We start from the raw sequence: 19076 nt of genomic DNA, 5'->3' as shown, positions 1-19076 counted from the left end.
GCTGTGAAGGAATCAGGTTGTTTGAGCAAGCCCTTACCATGAAGGTAGCAAAACTGCAGGTGGCGAATTAATCGTTGCAGCAGTTGCAAGATACCGGAAACTGGCTATTGTATAGGCATGCATCTATTTTGCCTAATAAATAAGCTGATTTTCGGTCAGAAGGCTACGACGGAGTAGTTGGACCATGAGCACGAGCCCGACCGGTCCTGCTCCGTCATCAGGGCTCAAGCCATTCGCGGTTGGAGGTATTTCCATCTGTAACCGCGTTCTTCTCGCGCCGATGTCGGGAATCACGGACCGGCCCTTCCGGCGCCTTACCGAAGCGCTGGGGGCAGGGCTCGTTGTTTCCGAGATGACTGCCAGCGACGATCTCGTCCGGGGGCGGCCCATGTCCGTGCTCCGCTGTGAAGCCACCGGTCACGGACCGCACGTCGTTCAGCTTGCCGGCTGTGAGATAGGCTGGATGGCGGAAGGCGCCCGGATCGCCGAGGCGGCCGGCGCCGACATCATCGATATCAACATGGGTTGTCCCGCTCGCCACGTGACAGGCGGTCAGTCGGGTTCGGCGCTGATGCGCGATCTCGATCATGCCCTCGATCTGATCGAGGCGACGGTCGGTGCGGTGAAAGTACCGGTCACACTCAAAATGCGCCTCGGATGGGACGATGGCTCGCTCAATGCGCCTTCGCTGGCGCAGCGCGCCGAATCCGCTGGCGTGCACATGATTACGGTTCACGGCCGTACGCGTTGCCAGTTCTACAAGGGGCACGCCGATTGGCAGGCCGTGCGAGCGGTGAAAGAAGCGGTCCGCATTCCCGTCGTCGTCAACGGCGACATCACGTCGTTCGATGCAGCCGTCGCTGCGTTGGAGGCGTCGGGGGCCGATGCTGTCATGGTGGGGCGCGGTGCGCAGGGCCGACCCTGGATGCCTGGTCAGATTGGGCGGCAGCTCGAAACCGGTATCGAAGAACCGCATCCTCCGCTCGCGGACCAGTTGGCGTATATCCGCACGCTCTATGACGACCTGCTCCTGCACTATGGCCTGCGCATAGGGCTTCGTCATGCGCGAAAACATCTCGGCTGGGCGCTCGATACGGCGGCAGCGCTTCGTGCTGTACCAACACCGATCTTGAAGACGTGGCGGGGGAAAATTCTGAAGGCTGATGATCCGGCCTGCGTACAGCGATCACTGGTGGATGCGTTCGAGGACTTCGCGTGGAGGGCTGCGGCATGAGTTCGATCGCACAGCGCCCGCGCGTCGCGCCCAGCGATGGCGAGGCTATTCTCAACGCACTGCCGAACCCCGTGCTGCTGGTCGCGCCCGACGGTCGGATCGTCGACGCCAACATCGCGGCAGAGTCCTTCTTCGAGATGTCGAAGCAGTTCCTGCAACGCGAGCCGCTGAAGCAGCTTATCCCCTTCGGCAGCCCGCTTCTGGCCCTGATCGATCAGGTTCGCGAGAGCGGTGCGCCTGTAAACGAGTTCAAGGTCGATCTCGGCACGCCGAGGATCGGCCGGGATCGTCAGGTCGACCTGCATGTCGCGCCCCTCACGGAACGGCCCGCTCATGTGGTGGTGATGATCCAAAAGCGCACCATCGCTGACAAGATGGATCGGCAGCTGACCCATCGTAGCGCGGCGCGCTCGGTGATTGCGCTTGCGGCCATGCTTGCGCACGAGATCAAGAACCCGCTCTCCGGCATTCGCGGCGCGGCGCAGCTTCTCGAGCAGGGGGCGACGCCGGACGACCGAATGCTGACCCGCCTGATCTGCGATGAGGCGGACCGCATTGTCACGCTGGTTGATCGCATGGAGGTATTCGGCGACGAGCGGCCAATGAGGTGGGGGCCCGTCAACATTCACGCTGTCCTCGATCATGTTAAACGGCTTGCGCAGTCAGGCTTCGCGCGAAAGGTGAGATTCATCGAGGATTACGATCCGTCGCTTCCGCCGGTCCTCGCCGACCGGGATCAGCTGGTTCAGATCTTTCTGAACCTTGTCAAAAATGCTGCGGAAGCTGTTTCTGATCTCGGAGAAGAGGGGGAAATCCAGTTCACGACCGCATTCCGCCCCGGCTTGCACCTTTCCCTCCCGGGCAAGAAAGCGCGGGTTTCGCTGCCGCTGGAATTTTGCGTCAAGGACAATGGTCCCGGCGTAGCGGAGGATTTGCTGCCAAACCTGTTCGATCCATTCGTAACCACCAAGCAGACCGGGAGCGGGCTCGGCCTCGCGCTGGTCGCCAAGATCGTTGGGGACCACGGTGGCATCGTCGAGTGCGAGTCGCAGCCGCGCAAGACCACCTTCCGGATCCTGCTACCGATGTTCGATTCCAGTCCAGTAGACCAGCTTGGCAATGACGTTACCGCATCCGGAATGTCGTCACGCGCCGCACGCCATCCAGTATGAGGACAAAATGCCTCCAGCCAACATACTTATCGCCGATGACGATGGAGCCATCCGCACGGTGCTCAATCAGGCTTTGTCGCGTGCTGGATATGATGTGCGCCTGACGGGCAATGCCGCAACGCTGTGGCGATGGGTCAGCCAGGGCGAAGGAGATATCGTCATCACTGACGTGGTGATGCCGGACGAGAACGCTTTCGACCTGCTGCCGCGCATCAAGAAAATCAGGCCGAACTTGCCGGTCATTGTGATGAGCGCGCAGAACACTTTCATGACGGCGGTCCGCGCTTCCGAGCGCGGTGCATATGAATATCTCCCCAAACCGTTCGATCTCAAGGAGCTCATCGCAATCGTGGGCCGCGCGCTCGCTGAGCCCAAGGAGCGCGCGGCCACCGGCAGCGACGAGAACGAATGCGATTCCCTTCCGTTGATCGGTCGATCCCCCGCCATGCAGGAAATCTACCGCGTGCTGGCGCGGCTGATGCAGACCGACCTGACCGTGATGATCTCCGGCGAGTCCGGCACCGGCAAGGAACTGGTCGCGCGCGCGCTTCACGACTACGGCAAGCGTCGCAACGGTCCCTTCGTAGCCGTGAATATGGCGGCAATTCCCCGCGACCTTATCGAGTCGGAATTGTTCGGCCACGAACGCGGCGCGTTCACAGGTGCAAACGCTCGCGCGTCAGGCCGTTTCGAGCAGGCAGAAGGAGGGACCCTCTTCCTCGATGAAATCGGCGATATGCCGATGGAGGCGCAGACACGTCTGCTCCGCGTGCTTCAGCAGGGTGAATATTGCACCGTCGGGGGAAGGACCGCCATCAAGACGGATGTCCGCATCGTTGCGGCAACCAACAAGGATCTCCGTATCCTGATCCAGCAGGGGCTATTTCGCGAGGATCTTTTTTTCCGCCTTAACGTGGTACCGCTGCGCTTGCCGCCGCTCCGCGAACGCATCGAGGATCTGCCGGATCTTATCCGGCACTTCTTTGTCCTCGCTGAAAGGGATGGGCTGCCGCCCAAGAAACTAGACACGCTTGCGCTCGAGCGCTTGAAGCGGCACCGCTGGCCCGGCAACGTCCGCGAGCTGGAAAACCTGGCGCGCAGGCTTGCGGCGCTCTACCCGCAAGATATCATCACCGGCCCGGTGATCGATTGCGAACTTGCATCACCTGCGGTGGCCTCCGGAACCGGCGGACATAATATCAACGGTCTCAGTGGCGCCGTTGAAATGCACCTGTCATCGCTTTTCGCCAGCTTCCCGAATGGACTCCCCCCGCCGGGCTTGTACCACCGTGTTCTCAGGGAGATTGAGGTTCCGCTTCTCACCGCCGCGCTGACGGCTACCCATGGCAACCAGATCCGGGCAGCCGACCTTCTAGGTTTGAACCGCAACACGCTCCGCAAAAAAATTCGCGATCTGGACATCCAAGTCTACCGGTCCGCAGGATAGAAGCGGGGGGCTATCCAGTCAGTTTTCCACTGCTCACGTTTGATTGACGATTCCAGTTGTTTTGCCGGTTCGCGCCCGATGTTTGCGCCGCGGAAATGTCCCAATTGTGCAACATTGTTGTACGATTGCATCAGTTCGCTGGTTTGACCGACGCCAGCCCCAACACTCAACCTTCTCGCGAATGACCACAGCAGACACGCCGGTTCCATCACACGATCCGACACTCGCCGAGTCGCGCGGCTGGACCATGCGCCGGCTATTGGCGCCAGTCGCGATCGGCTTGGCGTTGCTATCGGCATTCCTGACGTTTGTGGTCTTGGTTCGTCTCACGCCGATCGAGCCGACCCACCGAGTCGTTATCACGTTTCTGCTGATAGACGCGGGCATCATCCTTCTGCTCGTTGGCATTATCGCTCGCGAAGTCTGGCGTGTCGTGCAAGCACGCCGCCGCGGTCGCGCCGCCGCGAAGCTGCATGTTCAGGTGGTCGGTCTGTTCTCGGTCATTGCCGTGCTGCCGGCGGTCGTGGTCTCGGTCGTTGCCAGCATCACGATCGATCGCGGACTCGACCGTCTGTTTTCAGGACCGATCAAGGAGGTCATTGAGAACTCGCGGATCGTCGCACACGCCTATGCGAACGAACACGCCCAACTGATTCGGGGCGACATTCTCGGCATGGCCAATGACATCTCTAACGCGCGGCCGTTATACGACCAGGACCGCAAGACATTTCTCCAGCTCCTGACCTCGAGCGCCAATGCCCGCAACCTTCGGGGTGCGATGCTGATTGATAAAGAAGGCCACATGCTTGTATCGGCGCAAACCGGCATCAAGCTGGCCTACAACACACCGAACCCCGACTTTCTCAAGAATGTCAACGAGGACGATCCGCAGATCGCGTTAATTCCAGAGGCAAACTATGTCGCCGCCGTCATTCGCCTGAGCGCTTTCCAGGACACTTTTCTTTATGTCGCAAGACTGCTCGACCCCTACGTCGTCGCGCAATTGAAACAGACCGAATCAAGCCTTGCCGTATACGCCACGATCGAGGCTCGGCGCCTCGGCATCCAGGTGGCGCTCGCGCTGATGTTTGCCGTCATTGCGCTGACCATTCTGATGGCGTCGGTATTGCTTGGCCTGAACTTCGCCGACCGGTTCGTCGCGCCCGTCCGGCGTCTGATGAACGCAGCCAACATCGTGTCCACCGGCGACCTGAACGTTCAGGTACCCGTTCTGAAATCCGAAGGAGACCTCGCGCAGCTCGGTGAAACCTTCAACAAGATGACGGCCGAGTTGCGAACTCAGCGCGACGAACTCGTTAGCGCGAGCGGCTTGATCGACAGCCGGCGGCGTTTCATCGAGGCGGTATTGTCGTCGGCCAGCGCCGGCATCATCGGCGTCGACGGCGCCAATACCATCCGCATCCTGAACCGGTCGGCGGAGAAGCTGATCGGCCATTCCGAATCGGAAACTCTGGGGCATCCGTTGTCCGAGGTAGTACCCGAGCTGAGCGAACTCATGCAGACGGCGAGGGAAGGAACGCAACGGCTGGTGCAGGGCCAGCTCACGCTCAATCGAGACGGCAGCGAGCGTAACATCTCGGTGCGCGTCAGTGCCGAGCAAACCAGTCAATCACGTGACAGCTACATCATTACTTTGGACGATATCACGGAGCTGGTGACCGCGCAGCGCACGTCTGCCTGGGGCGACGTGGCGCGACGAATCGCTCATGAAATCAAGAACCCGTTGACGCCGATCCAACTGTCGGCCGAGCGCATTCGCCGCAAATTCGGCAAGGCGATTACCCAGGATAAGACAATCTTCGAGCAGTGCACCGATACGATCGTGCGTCAGGTCGAGGATATCAGGCGGATGGTCGATGAGTTTTCGCGTTTCGCGCGAATGCCGAAGCCTGTGATGGAAGGAGAGGATGTCGCTGATACGGTCCGCCAGACAGTTTTCCTGATGCGTGTCGGATATCCCGAGATCGATATCGAAGCCGACATCAAGCATGAACCGATGCGCGCGCAGTTTGATCGGCGGCTGATCTCGCAGGCGCTGACCAATATCATCAAGAACGCAGCCGAAGCCATCGAAGCCGTGCCGCCGGAGATACTCGGAAAAGGCCGGATCGATGTTATCGCGGCGCGGGAAGAAGACGACATCGTCATTGACGTGATCGACAATGGTGTTGGCTTACCGAAAGTTGCGCGCGCGCGGCTGCTGGAGCCTTACGTAACGACACGCGAAAAGGGCACCGGCCTTGGTCTAGCGATTGTAGGGCGCGTCTTGCAAGACCATGGCGGCAAGCTCGAACTCAACGACGCTTCTGCGATAAAACCGGAGGCGCGGGGAGCCTGGATGCGGTTGCGGTTTGCAGTAGCAGGGCAGGCGAATGTTGGAACCATTAGCAAGGATGGAGCGACTAACGGCGATAACGTGACCGAAGAAAAAACAAAGACTGAGGTCGCTACCGGCGACTGACGAGGCGGATCCAATTTATGGCACACGACATTCTCATTGTTGACGACGAGGCGGACATTCGCGACCTCGTTGCAGGTATCCTGGAAGACGAGGGTTTCACGACCCGAACAGCGCGTAACAGCGATGAAGCACTTGCGGAGGTTTCAAACCGCCGTCCGCACATGGTGTTTCTCGATATCTGGTTGCAAGGCAGTAAGCTTGACGGGCTGCAACTGCTCGAAATGATCAAGCAGGACAGTCCCGATATGCCGGTGGTCATGATCTCCGGTCATGGCAACATCGAAACGGCAGTCGCGGCCATCAAACGCGGCGCCTATGACTTCATTGAAAAGCCTTTCAAATCCGATCGTCTGATTCTAGTGGCGACGCGTGCCCTCGAAACGTCACGTCTAAAGCGCGAGGTGCGTGAACTGAAGCAGCTTGCGCCAGCGGCAAGCTCGCTGGTCGGACGTTCGCCATGCGTGAATCAACTTCGGCAAACCATCGAGCGCGCGGCGAAAGCCAACAGCCGCATCATGATCGTCGGCCCGTCCGGATCCGGTAAGGAACTGGCAGCGCGAACGCTTCACAATCAGTCGAGCCGTGCTGAAGGACCGTTTGTCGTCATTAACGCTGCGGCGATTACACCGGAGCGCATGGAGTCCGAACTGTTCGGCGTCGAGCAGACCGACGGCCAACAGCCCCGCAAGGCCGGCGCGCTGGAAGAAGCGCATGGCGGAACGCTGTTCATCGACGAGATCGGCGATATGCCGCGCGAGACTCAGAACAAGATCATGCGGGTTCTGGTCGATCAGACATTTCAACGCTTTGGTGGCACGACCAAGATCAAGGTGGATGTGCGCATCATCTCGTCGACAGCGCGCAATCTGGAGGAGGAGATTGCCGCAGGCCGGTTCCGTGAAGATCTCTACCATCGGTTATCAGTGGTGCCGATCCGCGTTCCGGCACTGTCCGAACGCCGCGAGGACATTCCCGAGCTGATTGAATTTTTCATGGATCATATCTCTGCCGCAAGCGGGCTACCGAAGCGAAAGATCGGCGATGACGCGATGGCGGTGCTGCAATCTCATGTCTGGCCCGGCAATGTTCGGCAGCTCCGAAACAACGTCGAGCGCGTGATGATCCTGGCCGGCGGAGGTCCCGAGGTTATCATCACCGCGGATATGTTGCCGCAGGATGTGGGCTCCATGGTTCCGGCAATGCCGTCAGGCGTCAATGGTGAGCACATCATGGGCTTGCCGCTGCGCGAGGCTCGCGAGGTTTTCGAGCGCGACTATCTGATCGCTCAGATCAGCCGTTTCTCCAATAATATTTCTCGGACCGCGGAGTTTGTCGGCATGGAGCGCTCGGCGTTGCATCGCAAACTCAAGGCGCTCGGCGTCAACTAGAACCCTGAAGCGAACTCGCCGCATGTCGCGAACTGCTTATGTCAACGGCCGATATTGCGATCTGCGCGATGCTTGCGTCAATGTCGAGGATCGCGGCTATCAGTTTGCCGACGGCGTTTATGAGGTCTGCGAAGTGCGCGGCGCGAGGCTGGTTGATTTTCCCCGGCACATGGTCCGCTTGCAGCGGTCGCTGCGCGAGTTGCAGATCGACGAACCGATGCCGATCACGGCGCTCGCGATCATTATGCGAGAGGTGGTGCGGCGGAATCGCGTGACGTACGGGATAGTGTATCTGCAGGTGACTCGTGGTGTCGCTCGGCGTGATCATGCATTTCCGCCAAGCTCTGTGAAACCGAGCGTCGTCGTCACAGCCCGTGCGCTCGATTACGAAAAAAAGCAGCAAACCGCCGCTACCGGCATCAAGGTGATCACGCTGGCGGAAAATCGTTGGCCGCGGGTGGATATCAAGTCGGTGTCGCTGCTGCCTAATGTGCTGGCGAAGCAGGAAGCGCGCGAGAAGGGGGCTTATGAGGCGTGGTATGTCGACAGCGATGGATTCGTTACCGAAGGTGCGTCGAGCAACGCCTGGATCGTGACGAAGGACGGGCGCGCTGTCACCCGGTCAGTGGACCGTGGCATTCTCGCAGGCATCACGCGGGCCGTGCTCGTGGAAGTCATGGGGGCTCTTCAGATCAGGCTGGAAGAACGCCCGTTCACACCTGCGGAAGCGCGCGAGGCGGCGGAGGCCTTTGTAACTTCGGCCTCTCAGATCGTCATGCCTGTCGTCGCGATCGACGGTCGGGTGGTGGGAAATGGTCAGCCGGGCGGTATCACAAGGCAGCTTCGGGAAGAATTCCACCGCTTTTCAGCATTTTCCTGATGGTTTTTGTAAATCCGGGCGAACCTATGGCCCGAACTGGCTTGCGTAACATCATGCTCTGCCCTCTAATCCAGGATGCCGGATCCATGAGGAGGAACTCAGAGGGAGCCGGCGGCCATGGGACGCTCCGGGAGGGTTGTTTCCGGCTCAAAAAACAAAGCTAAACTGCGGATAACAAAAATGGCGATAGAGCGCGCACAAAACCTACAGGACACTTTCCTCAACCACGTTCGCAAGACGAAAACGCCCCTGACGATCTTTCTGGTGAACGGAGTCAAACTACAGGGAATTGTTACTTGGTTCGATAATTTCTGTCTGCTCCTTAGACGCGATGGCCATTCGCAACTGGTCTATAAACACGCGATTTCGACCATCATGCCGGGTGCTCCGATTCAGTTGTTTGAGGGTGGCGAGGACGCTCCGCTTTGAGCATGCATTTGAAAGTTTCCTGATTGGAAACCCGACAATTAGAGGGGAGCATCGACCCGTCGGGGTCGATGCAGAACAAGCCGACCGGACGAGCGATCGTCATCGGTCCCTATGTGCGGGCGCGGGGCGGCGATGCCGAGACGCCCCGGACAGGACGCACCCTGCGCAATACCGACGCGCGGCTGGATGAAGCCGCCGGCCTCGCGAGGGCGATCGACCTCCATGTGGTTCAAGCGATAGTCGCTCCGGTCAGCCAGATCAGGCCTGCCACATATCTCGGCAAGGGCAAGGTCGAAGAGTTGAAGGGCTTGATCGTCGCCGATGAAGCGAGTCTCGTGGTGATGGATTGTGCGTTGTCACCCATTCAACAGCGCAATCTGGAAAAAGCCTGGGGCACAAAGGTTTTGGATCGGACGGGCTTGATTCTCGAAATCTTCGGGCGCCGCGCCAAGACAAAAGAGGGTGCGCTTCAGGTTGAGCTCGCCCATCTCAACTATCAGCGTAGCCGTCTGGTGCGCTCCTGGACCCATCTTGAACGGCAGCGCGGTGGCTTCGGCTTCATGGGCGGACCCGGCGAAACACAGATCGAGGCCGACCGTCGTCTGATCGGCGATCGCATCACGCGACTGGAAAGCGAACTCAAAAAGGTACAGGCGACGCGACGGCTGCATCGCGCCGGGCGGCAACGCGTGCCATATCGCGTGGTCGCGCTCGTCGGGTATACAAATGCCGGCAAATCGACGCTGTTCAATCGATTGACGCGCGCCGATGTTCAGGCAGCGGACATGCTGTTCGCGACGCTCGATCCCACGCTGCGCTCGCTTGTGTTACCTCACGGTGCAAAGGCAATGCTATCGGACACCGTTGGATTCATTTCCAATTTGCCAACTCAGCTCGTCGCTGCGTTTCGCGCGACGCTGGAGGAGGTGATAGAGGCCGACATTCTCCTTCATGTTCGTGACATTTCGCACGAGGATACCGAGGCGCAGCAGCACGACGTCGAAACGGTGCTGCATCAACTTGGCATCGATCCCGGAGGGACGACGCGCGTTCTCGAGGTCTGGAACAAGATCGATCGCTTCGATGCGGATCAGCGCAAAGATCTGGAAAATATAGCTGCACGGCGCTCGACGGATGTGCCATGTTTTCTCGTCTCTGCCGAAACTGGCGAGGGGGTCGAGCCGCTGCTCGCGGCGATCGAGGATCAACTTGCGGCAACCCGAACCACGCTGGACCTTTCGGTCGATGCCTCGAATGGCGCGGCGATCAGTTGGCTGCATCGAAACTCCGAAGTGCTCGCCAAGGAACTGCGCGACGGCCATTACGATATGACCGTCAGGGTCGATGAGACAAAACGAGACATACTCGTCAACAAATATGGCGCGGTACCACGCCCGCTTTAGAGCATAGCCCCGAAAAGTGGAAACCGCTCAGTTGAAAGAGAATAAAGCAGAGTTTGATTCAACGCAGTTGAATCGCGACTCTGTGAGCTGCGTCACCGGATTCCTTTTCGCAAAGCAGGGTCGCGCAGGATCGGTCTTGACCAGCAAAGCTGCGGACTATTCCATGCTCCACCAATTTCACGAAAGCCGCAGGAGATCTCCTTGAGCTATCAGAACACATCGCTGCTGATCGACGGGAGGTGGCGCTCCAGCGTCTCCGGCAAGACTATCGCCGTTTTCAACCCCGCTACCGAAGAGCAGATCGGAACGGTCGCTCATGCCAACCGTGCCGACCTCGACGAGGCGCTCGCCGCTGCCGACAAAGGATTTAAGATCTGGCGAGCGGTCGCGCCGTTCGAGCGCGCCAAGATCATGCGTAAGGCGGCAGCCTTGATGCGGGAGCGGGTCGACAGCATCGCAACACTGATGACCATGGAGCACGGCAAAATTCTTGCTGAAGCCAGAATCGAGACGCTGGTTGCGGCGGACGTCATCGAATGGTTTGCAGAAGAGTCTCGACGGACGTATGGCCGCGTCATTCCGGCGCGCGGGCCGGGTATCTATCAGATTGCGATCAAGGAACCGGTTGGTCCGGTGGCGGCTTTCACACCATGGAATTTTCCGATCTATCAGGTCTGCCGCAAGTTGTCGGCTGCGCTTTCCGCCGGCTGCTCGATCATCGTCAAGGCGCCTGAAGAAGCGCCGGCGTCTCCCGCCGAGCTGCTCCGCGCGTTCGTCGATGCGGGAGTGCCCGATGGCGTGATCAATCTCGTATTCGGCGTGCCTGCCGAAATCTCCGAGTATCTGATCCCGCATCCGATCATCAGGAAAATATCTTTCACAGGCTCGACAGCGGTAGGCAAGCAACTCGCAGCGCTCGCCGGACTGCATATGAAGCGCGCGACCATGGAACTTGGCGGTCACGCGCCGGCCATCGTGTTCGACGATGCCGACATTGCAAGCGTGGTCAAGATCATCTCGGGCGCCAAATTCCGCAACGCCGGCCAGGTCTGCACTGCGCCGACGCGCCTTCTTGTGCAGGACAAGGTGTATAAGGATTTTGTCGGCAGGTTCACGGAAGCTGCCAAGGCGATCAAGGTTGGCAACGGGCTTGACCCTGAATCAAACATGGGACCGCTCGCCAATTCGCGCCGCGTTTCTGCAGTGGAAGGCCTTGTTCAAGATGCGGTCGGGAAGGGCGGCAAGCTTGCGGCAGGCGGTCATCGTGTCGGCAACAAGGGCTATTTTTTCGAACCGACCGTAATCACTGATGTGCCGAAGGACGCCCGCGCCATGAACGAGGAGCCGTTCGGTCCGCTGGCGCTGATTTCGCCGTTCTCGAGTTTCGACGAGGCCGCTGAGGAAGCGAATCGGCTGCCATATGGCCTCGCGTCCTATGCGTTCACCAGTTCGACCAGGACAGCAACTGCCATTGGTGCTGCAATTGAGAGCGGCATGGTCGGAATCAACAATGTCGCTCTGGCTCTGCCGGAAAATCCCTTCGGAGGCGTCAAGGATTCCGGCTACGGCTCGGAAGGTGGAACGGAGGCGATGGACTCCTATCTTATCACCAAGTTCATTAGTCAGACCGGTGTGTAAGGGCAGTCCCGCGACCGATGCCTTCTGCTGTGGCGTGGGGCGGTGCGGGCAAAAACGCAAGCGGCGAAGGTCTCAGGACGATATAGGAATCCGGAAAGATCCCTCTTTCTCACGCTCTTTCGCTTCGTTCCAAAGCGCGTCCATTTCCTTGAGCGTCGCTTCCTCAAGAGAACGATTTCTCGCAACGAGCGCCTGTTCGATGTAAGCGAACCTCCGCTCGAATTTCGCATTGGCTCCACGCAGCGCCATTTCAGGGTCGGCATCGACATGACGTGCGAGGTTGACCAGCGCGAACATGAGATCGCCGGTCTCAGACGCGATATCGGACTTGTCGCCATGATCCAACGCCGCTTCGATCTCGTCCGCTTCCTCGCGGATCTTGTCGAGCACGGCACGGGGATCGTTCCAGTCGAACCCAACGGTCGAGGCCTTTTGCTGCAGGGCTATTGCGCGCGCCAACGCAGGCTGTCCGGCCTTGATGCCCGTGAGCAGGCTTGAGGCCGGCGCTTCCTTCATCGGCTTACGTGCAGCACGTTCGGCTTTTTCCTCCGCCTTGATGCGTTCCCAGGTTCCTTTCACGTCCGATGACGCAATGTATCCTGAGCCGTCGGGAAATACATGCGGGTGTCGTCGGATCATTTTGCGCGTAATCGCTTCGACCACATCCCCGAATGAAAAGGCGTCCTGCTCTTCGGCCATGCGCGCATGAAAGACAACTTGCAACAGCAGGTCACCAAGCTCGTCGCAGAGATCGATCAGATCGTTGCGCGCGATCGCGTCCGCGACCTCGTAGGATTCTTCGACCGTGTAGGGCGCAATGCTCGCAAACGTCTGCTCAAGATCCCACGGGCAGCCGGTGCCGGGCGTTCTCAATTGCTCCATGATTTCGATCAGGCGTGAGATATCGCGGGAAGGGGTCATCGGTTCACCGGTTCGAAGGACTTTCGCGTTCTCTATGCCGGAAGCCGCACCCTTATCCCAGCAAAAAGCAGGCAGCCGGCCAAGCAATCTCCGCCGATTGGCGTGGGGTACCGAGGGATGCTATTGGCATCGCCATGATCGACGAACCAGCCTCTCGAACCGCACTGGTTCTGTTTTCCGGTGGACAGGACTCCGCCACGTGCCTTGCCTGGGCGCTTCAACGTTTCGCGCGCGTCGAAACGCTGGGGTTCGACTACGGCCAGCGCCATGCCATCGAACTTGACTGTCGCGACAAGCTGCTCGCGGGGCTGAAATCGCTGCGCCCGGATTGGGCGGATAAACTCGGCGAGAGTCATACGCTTGCCATCCCGACGCTGGCGGAGATCTCCGATACGGCGTTGACCCGGAACGTCGCGATCGAAATGGGCGAGGGTGGATTGCCCAACACATTCGTGCCGGGCCGCAATCTGGTGTTCCTGACCTTCGCCGCCGCATTGGCCTACAGGCGCGGCGTGACGGATATCGTCGGCGGTATGTGCGAGACCGATTATTCCGGCTATCCCGATTGTCGAGATGAAACCATCAGAGCCTTGCGGATCGCTCTCAATCTTGGAATGGCCAGACAGTTCGAACTGCATACGCCGCTGATGCGGCTCGACAAGGCCGCAACCTGGTCGCTTGCGCATGAACTCGGCGGAGCCGGGTTGGTCGATCTGATTCGCGAACACTCACATACCTGTTATCTTGGTGAGCGCGGCGCGCGGCATGAGTGGGGCTATGGCTGTGGCGATTGCCCGGCATGCGGGTTGCGCGCGAAAGGTTGGCGCGAATACGTGGCGCGCTCCGTTTAACTACAGCCGGCGATGCCGAACTGAAACGGTCGGCATGAGAACGGCGGCCGACCCACCCGCCAAACCGACTCGAAGTTGCTTTCGATCAGCTCCGAGCCGGAAGAGTTGCATTCGCGCACGGCGCGAAACCAATGGAGAGCGCGACTTATCGCGCGCCTTCGACCGAATCCAATGCGTCGAGAACTCTTGCGGAAAAGACGACAGCGGCTCCGGTGTTCATTGCGACAGCAACACCGAGCGCCTCGGCGATCTCCTCGCGCGTTGCGCCTTCTTTTACCGCCTTCGCAGAGTGAACGGCGATGCAGCCGTCACAGCGCGTCGTTACCGCGACAGCAAGCGAAATGAGCTCGCGCGTTTTTTCATCAAGATGTCCGGTCTTGGCACCTGCGCCACCGGCCATTCGATAGGCATCCACGGTGTCAGGCGAAAGTTTGCGTAGTTCACCGACACGTGACGACAACTTGCTCCTGACATTAGCCCAATCAAGCATACGCTATCTCCCGTTCGTTAGTGTTTGATGCTGCTCTCCGAGGGCAACGGAGACCTCCTTAAAGGTTGGTTCTCCTCACACTCCTCGTTTCCTCAAGGTGCGAATGTCTTCAAAGTTAGACAGACAAGTCTGTTCATGCTAACGAATCATCGGCTACTGTCAACCGCGTTTCTGCGCGTGATTCAGTGGCTACAAGGTGGTGGACGCCTGGTGCACAGAAGAGGGGTAGTTATTGGCCGGGGCGCAGTAATGATTTGCAATGTATGCGTCACCGTTGATCTGTCGGGTATAGATCATAGCGCGCGATTGTCCGACGACGATTGACGAGTCTCGCCGGCGTTTGAGCGGAGGTCTCGCCTTTGGCGTCTTAATTACGGAGCGATAATAAACGGATGGGAACAAGATATAGTAAGAAAGCAGAAATCTCACCTCGCGCGATCCGCGGCAGATCGCATTTCGACAGATCAAAGCGTCGAACCCTTGGTGTTAGAGAGCGCGTTCTCGCGACGGCTAACGATCTTTTCTTTAGCGAAGGAATTCACGAAACAGGAATCAATAAGCTGATTGATCAGGCTGGTGTCGCAAAAGCCTCATTCTATTCAGCCTTTCCAAGCAAAGACGATCTCGTAGAGGCTTGCCTTGAATCGCGTCATAAAGCCTCTCTCGAACGGCTGCGGAGCATAGAAATCCAGGCTACGTCGTTAGAATCAAAAATCAGCGATGTATTTGACTTGCTGTTGGAAGCCGCGTCGAAATCGACCTTCCGAGGTTGCGCATTTGTTGTTGCCGCAATTGAGCAGCATGGTCGAAATTTGCCCGCGCCTCGCTGGGTTCGGATTCACAAAGTCGCCGTGCGCGATGCGTTCGTACGGATGCTTACCTCCGCGGGGATCAAACCAGCAAAGGAAATTGCTGAACAACTTTCCATCCTCTATGATGGCAGTTTGGTCACTGCGGCGTTTAGGCCTAAGTCGGGTGCGATTCAACGAGCGCGCTTGATGGCGATTTCGCTGATCCGTGACAGTTCACCGACTCATTAAACTGCAACCAGATTGCGGATTTGATGCGAGTTTGAGTGGCGGCTGAACCATAAGCCATGACCTGGTTCGGCATCGGCTTAAGTTTGGCGCGAACCCACGTGCGGCCAAGGTCTGGGTCTGACGTAGGGTTTGGAGTCGCAAGCCTGATTGGCCTGCGGCATGTCGCTGCACCGATACGACATGGCGCGGTGCCGGCGGAACAGGTGGGCGTCTGCGTAAACGGGAGCCACGACGGATTTAGTCGAGGAAAAGCAGGGGGAGACCCAATGACCAGATCAGCCCAAGCATCAGTGACAAATCAAACGCAAACGCAAACGCAGGCGTGTGTCGCCCGTCGTATAATTCGCATAAGGTATATTATGGAATATTCCTGGGCGATACTTAGCTTGACAAAAGGCGTTCATGGCCGTGGTGAAGGCGCAAGGAAAACAAATAGATGGCTGATAAATGTTGCGCGCCGCCGCTGAATTTGAATAGCACGCCAAAGCAGAATGCTGCCCATAGGCGCGTGCTGTGGGCTGTGCTCATCATCAATGCGGCCATGTTTGTTGTCGAGGTCGCGGCAGGCCTTGCGGCTGGCTCGGCATCGCTTCAGGCCGACGCGCTGGACTTCCTAGGCGACGCCGCAAACTACGGCGTAAGCTTATTCGTGGTCGGCATGGCACTTCGCTATCGGGCCACGGCTGCGCTCGCCAAGGGCGTCACCATGGGCGTATTCGGGCTGTGGGTTGTCGGAACGGTTATCTGGCACGCGACCCACGGAACGCTGCCCAGCGCGTTCACGATGGGTACGGTCGGCTTCGCGGCGCTTGCAGCTAATACGGCGTCGTTCGGGCTTCTGTGGGCTTACAAGGCTGGTGACGCCAATATGCGCTCAGCCTGGATTTGTACCCGAAATGACGTGGTGGGAAATCTGGCCGTGCTACTGGCCGCCTTGGGTGTGTTCGGAACGGGTGCTGGCTGGCCTGACGTTGTCGTGGCCTCGATCATGGCCGGGCTGGCGTTGCAGGGCGCGGCAGTTGTGATCCGGCAGGCGGCGGCCGAATTGCGCATCGGCCGCACGGCCGCAGCCGAGTAGACACCTCAGCAGAATTGGTTGGCGTCCCAGATCTCAGCCGATCGATCCATCAGGCCGGATCGATCGCTAGCTGCATCCCGTCGTAGGCCGGTGCGACATTTTCTGGAAGCTCGCGCCGCAGGACTTCATAATCCAGATCAGAGTGCATGTTGGTGATCACGGCACGCCTGGGCTTGAAGCGGTCGATCCACGACAACGCATCCGCGACGCTGAAATGACTGGGATGCTGCGCGTAGCGCAGGCCGTCGATAATCCACAGATTGAGGTTTTCCAGCGCCTGCCAACTTTCATGCGGAATATCATGCACGTCAGGCGTATAGGCAGCGTTGCCGATCCGATAGCCCAGCGCCGGGATATTGCCATGCTGCACAAGAAAGGCCGATAGAGTGAGCGCGCCACCCTTGCCGTCAATCGTTTGGCTTTCGCCCGCCTCGATGGAATGGCTGTCCAGGATCGGCGGATAGCCGCTGCCTTCGGGCGATACGAAGCAGTATGAAAAACGTGACAGGATATCCTTGGACGTCGATTGATTAAGATAGACCGGAATCCGGCGGCGCTGATGCAGTACGACGGAGCGCAGGTCATCGATTCCGTGAGTCTGGTCGGCGTGTTCGTGCGTCAGAAACACCGCATCGATATGATCGACATTGGCATCGATCAATTGCTCGCGCAGGTCGGGCGAGGTGTCGATCAGGACGCGCGTTGTCCCCTGCTTCGATGCGCGCTCCATCATCAGCGAACAGCGGCGACGACGGTTCTTCGGATTGGCGGGATCGCAGGCACCCCAGCCCAATGCCGGACGCGGCACGCCGGCGGACGAACCGCAGCCGAGAATGGTCAGCGTCAGCGTCATGCGGCTGCGTCCGGGTGTGGCACCTTGGAGAATAACCGAAAAAAATTCTCGGTGGTCTGTCGCGAAATTTTGTCGAGCGAAACGCCGCGCGCCTCTGCCAGAACTTTCGCAGTCTCCACAACATAAGAAGGTTCGTTGCGTTTGCCGCGAAACTTGCCAGGCGCAAGATACGGTGCATCAGTCTCGACGAGAATGCGCTCGTCCGGCAACTCCGCAGCGAGCGCTCGCAACGCATCGGATTTCTTGAAGGTCAAAATTCCAGTGAAGCCGATATACAATCCAAGCGCGACCGCCTTCATTGCGAGCTCTCGGCCACCAGTGTAACAATGCAGCACCGCTCGAAACGCACCCTTCGTCATTTCCTCCTCGAGGATGTGACCGCAATTTTCGTCCGCCTCGCGGGTGTGGATCACCAGAGGTAATCCGGTCGCGCGCGCGGCGGCGATGTGAGTGCGGAATCCCCGTGCCTGCGCCTCATGCGAGCCGTGCTCGTAGAAATAGTCAAGTCCCGCCTCCCCCAGCGCGACGACCTTTGGATGTTGTGTTAGCGCGATGAGTTCGTCGATAGAAATGCCGTCCTCTTCGTCGGCATGATGCGGATGGGTGCCGACCGAGCAATAGACATTCGGAAACCGCTCCGCGATTGCGATCAGCTTCGCTTGCTCCCTCACCCGCGTCGAAATCGTCACCATGCGGCGAACTCCCGCCGCTTCCGCGCGCGAAACAATTCCGTCGAGATCATCGGCGAAATCGGGAAAATCGAGATGGCAGTGACTGTCGACAAGCATTTCAGGCAGATCCCTCGGGAGACGGCATGAGACAGTTGGGATTCTGGCCGGGCTACAAACGGGGCTACAACGCCAGTCAGCCAACAGGTGCCTTCAACAGGCCGCGAGGTCAAGGGCTGCATCGTTTATTCCGCGCGAGAAACGGATTTCTACTCCGCGGATTGCAGGTTCGAATCCTGCCGAGATCGTCATTTCATTCTGTAGATAGCGTTACCAAAGGCGAGCCCGGTAACGGGCGACGTCGCGTGCGGCCCTTTTGTGCTGGAGAAGGAACAGCCCCTCCTCGATCAGCCGTTCGGCTTTGGACTTTGGTTCATACCCGGCCAAGAGGCCCGTGATCGAGGCCGTCCACTCGGTTATGACCCGGCGCCGTGAGTGGACGGAACAGAGGTCAGAATGGCTGGATGCCTTTGGTCATCTGCACCGCTGACGACTATTCTCGAAGTTAAGCGCGAGCTCGACCCTTTCCTCTACGATGGCGCAACCCTTATCGACCGCGAGTATGAAGATGTCTTTTAAACCGGAGTCCCGCATTATCTCGTCAGCGGCGTTAAACGAGGACACCGCTTTCCACTCCAGATTTTCGCCAGGCGGCGGCAGGTTCTCGGGGTCAAACGCATATGCAGCGCGTTTCGACCTGTAGCCGCCAGTCACACTATGCTCAACGAACATTTGCAACCGGTTCATTTCATCACCCTAGATGCGTGAAGCCCCGCGGGACATTAAGTGCGGGCCGGCGTTTGGCGAGCGGGATAACGCCAAAGATTTCCCGCTAGTATAGGGACAGTTTACCTCTGATTCATGACGGGCATACAAAGGGGTACCTTGAGACAAGCCGATGTCTTTTGCACCAAGTGCGGAGCCGCCTTCGGACGACTAGAGCTGGTATCGTTGCCCAATCAAGGCTGGGATTTCCGCTGCCCGATCTGTAGTGAGCTGCTAGAGTCATTCAGTGATGCCGAAGTTTTCGTCGCCTATCGCC

17 protein-coding genes are annotated in these 19076 nt (G+C 58.8%); 12 read left to right on the top strand and 5 right to left on the bottom strand.

Annotated elements, in window-relative coordinates:
- Positions 1-184: 184 nt before the first annotated feature.
- From dusB to AC1RT6_RS04785, 9 genes are all read left to right on the top strand, one after another.
- Positions 185-1234, top strand: a complete 1050-nt coding sequence (gene dusB / locus AC1RT6_RS04825; protein WP_079446394.1) for a tRNA dihydrouridine synthase DusB — start codon at positions 185-187, stop codon at positions 1232-1234.
- Positions 1231-2406 (top strand): two-component system sensor histidine kinase NtrB, encoded by a 1176-nt coding sequence (locus AC1RT6_RS04820; protein WP_079446395.1) that lies wholly within the window; start codon positions 1231-1233, stop codon positions 2404-2406. The genes dusB and AC1RT6_RS04820 overlap by 4 nt, the downstream gene beginning before the upstream one ends.
- A gap of 7 nt (positions 2407-2413) precedes the next feature.
- Positions 2414-3853: a nitrogen regulation protein NR(I) gene (gene ntrC, locus AC1RT6_RS04815; protein ID WP_079446420.1), complete on the top strand. Its 1440-nt coding sequence runs from the start codon at positions 2414-2416 to the stop codon at positions 3851-3853.
- A gap of 181 nt (positions 3854-4034) precedes the next feature.
- Positions 4035-6335 (top strand): sensor histidine kinase NtrY-like, encoded by a 2301-nt coding sequence (locus AC1RT6_RS04810; protein WP_079446396.1) that lies wholly within the window; start codon positions 4035-4037, stop codon positions 6333-6335.
- Between the two features lie 17 nt (positions 6336-6352).
- Positions 6353-7723: a nitrogen assimilation response regulator NtrX gene (ntrX, locus tag AC1RT6_RS04805; RefSeq protein WP_079446397.1), complete on the top strand. Its 1371-nt coding sequence runs from the start codon at positions 6353-6355 to the stop codon at positions 7721-7723.
- Between the two features lie 22 nt (positions 7724-7745).
- Entirely contained in the window at positions 7746-8603 is an 858-nt protein-coding gene (locus AC1RT6_RS04800; protein ID WP_079446398.1) for a D-amino-acid transaminase, read from the top strand.
- A gap of 180 nt (positions 8604-8783) precedes the next feature.
- Entirely contained in the window at positions 8784-9032 is a 249-nt protein-coding gene (gene hfq, locus AC1RT6_RS04795) for an RNA chaperone Hfq (RefSeq protein WP_079446421.1), read from the top strand.
- A gap of 68 nt (positions 9033-9100) precedes the next feature.
- Positions 9101-10435, top strand: coding sequence for a GTPase HflX (hflX, locus tag AC1RT6_RS04790; RefSeq protein WP_087881131.1), 1335 nt, complete (start codon positions 9101-9103; stop codon positions 10433-10435).
- 201 nt (positions 10436-10636) lie between these two features.
- On the top strand, positions 10637-12073 hold the full coding sequence (locus AC1RT6_RS04785; RefSeq protein ID WP_079446400.1) for an NAD-dependent succinate-semialdehyde dehydrogenase: 1437 nt from the start codon (positions 10637-10639) through the stop codon (positions 12071-12073).
- A gap of 72 nt (positions 12074-12145) precedes the next feature.
- Here the strand turns inward: AC1RT6_RS04785 and mazG are convergent, their stop codons facing one another.
- Positions 12146-12994: a nucleoside triphosphate pyrophosphohydrolase gene (mazG, locus tag AC1RT6_RS04780; RefSeq protein ID WP_079446401.1), complete on the bottom strand. Its 849-nt coding sequence runs from the start codon at positions 12992-12994 to the stop codon at positions 12146-12148.
- Positions 12995-13128: 134 nt separating this feature from the next.
- On the opposite strand from mazG, the gene queC reads away from it, so the two are divergent.
- On the top strand, positions 13129-13845 hold the full coding sequence (gene queC / locus AC1RT6_RS04775; RefSeq protein ID WP_079446402.1) for a 7-cyano-7-deazaguanine synthase QueC: 717 nt from the start codon (positions 13129-13131) through the stop codon (positions 13843-13845).
- Positions 13846-13990: 145 nt separating this feature from the next.
- Here the strand turns inward: queC and AC1RT6_RS04770 are convergent, their stop codons facing one another.
- The gene (locus tag AC1RT6_RS04770; RefSeq protein ID WP_079446403.1) at positions 13991-14335 is read right to left on the bottom strand and encodes a carboxymuconolactone decarboxylase family protein; all 345 of its coding nucleotides are present in this window, start codon (positions 14333-14335) and stop codon (positions 13991-13993) included.
- Positions 14336-14727: 392 nt separating this feature from the next.
- Between AC1RT6_RS04770 and AC1RT6_RS04765 the strand changes: the two genes are divergently transcribed.
- Together AC1RT6_RS04765 and AC1RT6_RS04760 are read left to right on the top strand one after the other, a co-directional pair.
- Positions 14728-15375: a TetR/AcrR family transcriptional regulator gene (locus AC1RT6_RS04765; RefSeq protein WP_079446404.1), complete on the top strand. Its 648-nt coding sequence runs from the start codon at positions 14728-14730 to the stop codon at positions 15373-15375.
- A 436-nt stretch (positions 15376-15811) separates the two neighbouring features.
- On the top strand, positions 15812-16453 hold the full coding sequence (locus AC1RT6_RS04760) for a cation efflux transmembrane domain-containing protein (protein WP_472789552.1): 642 nt from the start codon (positions 15812-15814) through the stop codon (positions 16451-16453).
- A gap of 49 nt (positions 16454-16502) precedes the next feature.
- Here AC1RT6_RS04760 and AC1RT6_RS04755 read toward each other — a convergent pair whose 3' ends face one another.
- The 3 genes from AC1RT6_RS04755 to AC1RT6_RS04745 all read right to left on the bottom strand — a co-directional run bounded on the left by AC1RT6_RS04755 (position 16503) and on the right by AC1RT6_RS04745 (position 18781).
- Positions 16503-17306, bottom strand: a complete 804-nt coding sequence (locus AC1RT6_RS04755) for an MBL fold metallo-hydrolase (protein WP_079446406.1) — start codon at positions 17304-17306, stop codon at positions 16503-16505.
- On the bottom strand, positions 17303-18094 hold the full coding sequence (locus tag AC1RT6_RS04750; RefSeq protein WP_079446407.1) for a TatD family hydrolase: 792 nt from the start codon (positions 18092-18094) through the stop codon (positions 17303-17305). The genes AC1RT6_RS04755 and AC1RT6_RS04750 overlap by 4 nt, the downstream gene beginning before the upstream one ends.
- 414 nt (positions 18095-18508) lie before the next feature.
- The gene (locus AC1RT6_RS04745; RefSeq protein WP_079446408.1) at positions 18509-18781 is read right to left on the bottom strand and encodes a hypothetical protein; all 273 of its coding nucleotides are present in this window, start codon (positions 18779-18781) and stop codon (positions 18509-18511) included.
- Positions 18782-19076: the final 295 nt, after the last annotated feature.

The organism is Nitrobacter sp. MLSD-S21 (assembly GCF_058809865.1).
This window is presented reverse-complemented; position numbering and strand designations above follow the sequence as displayed.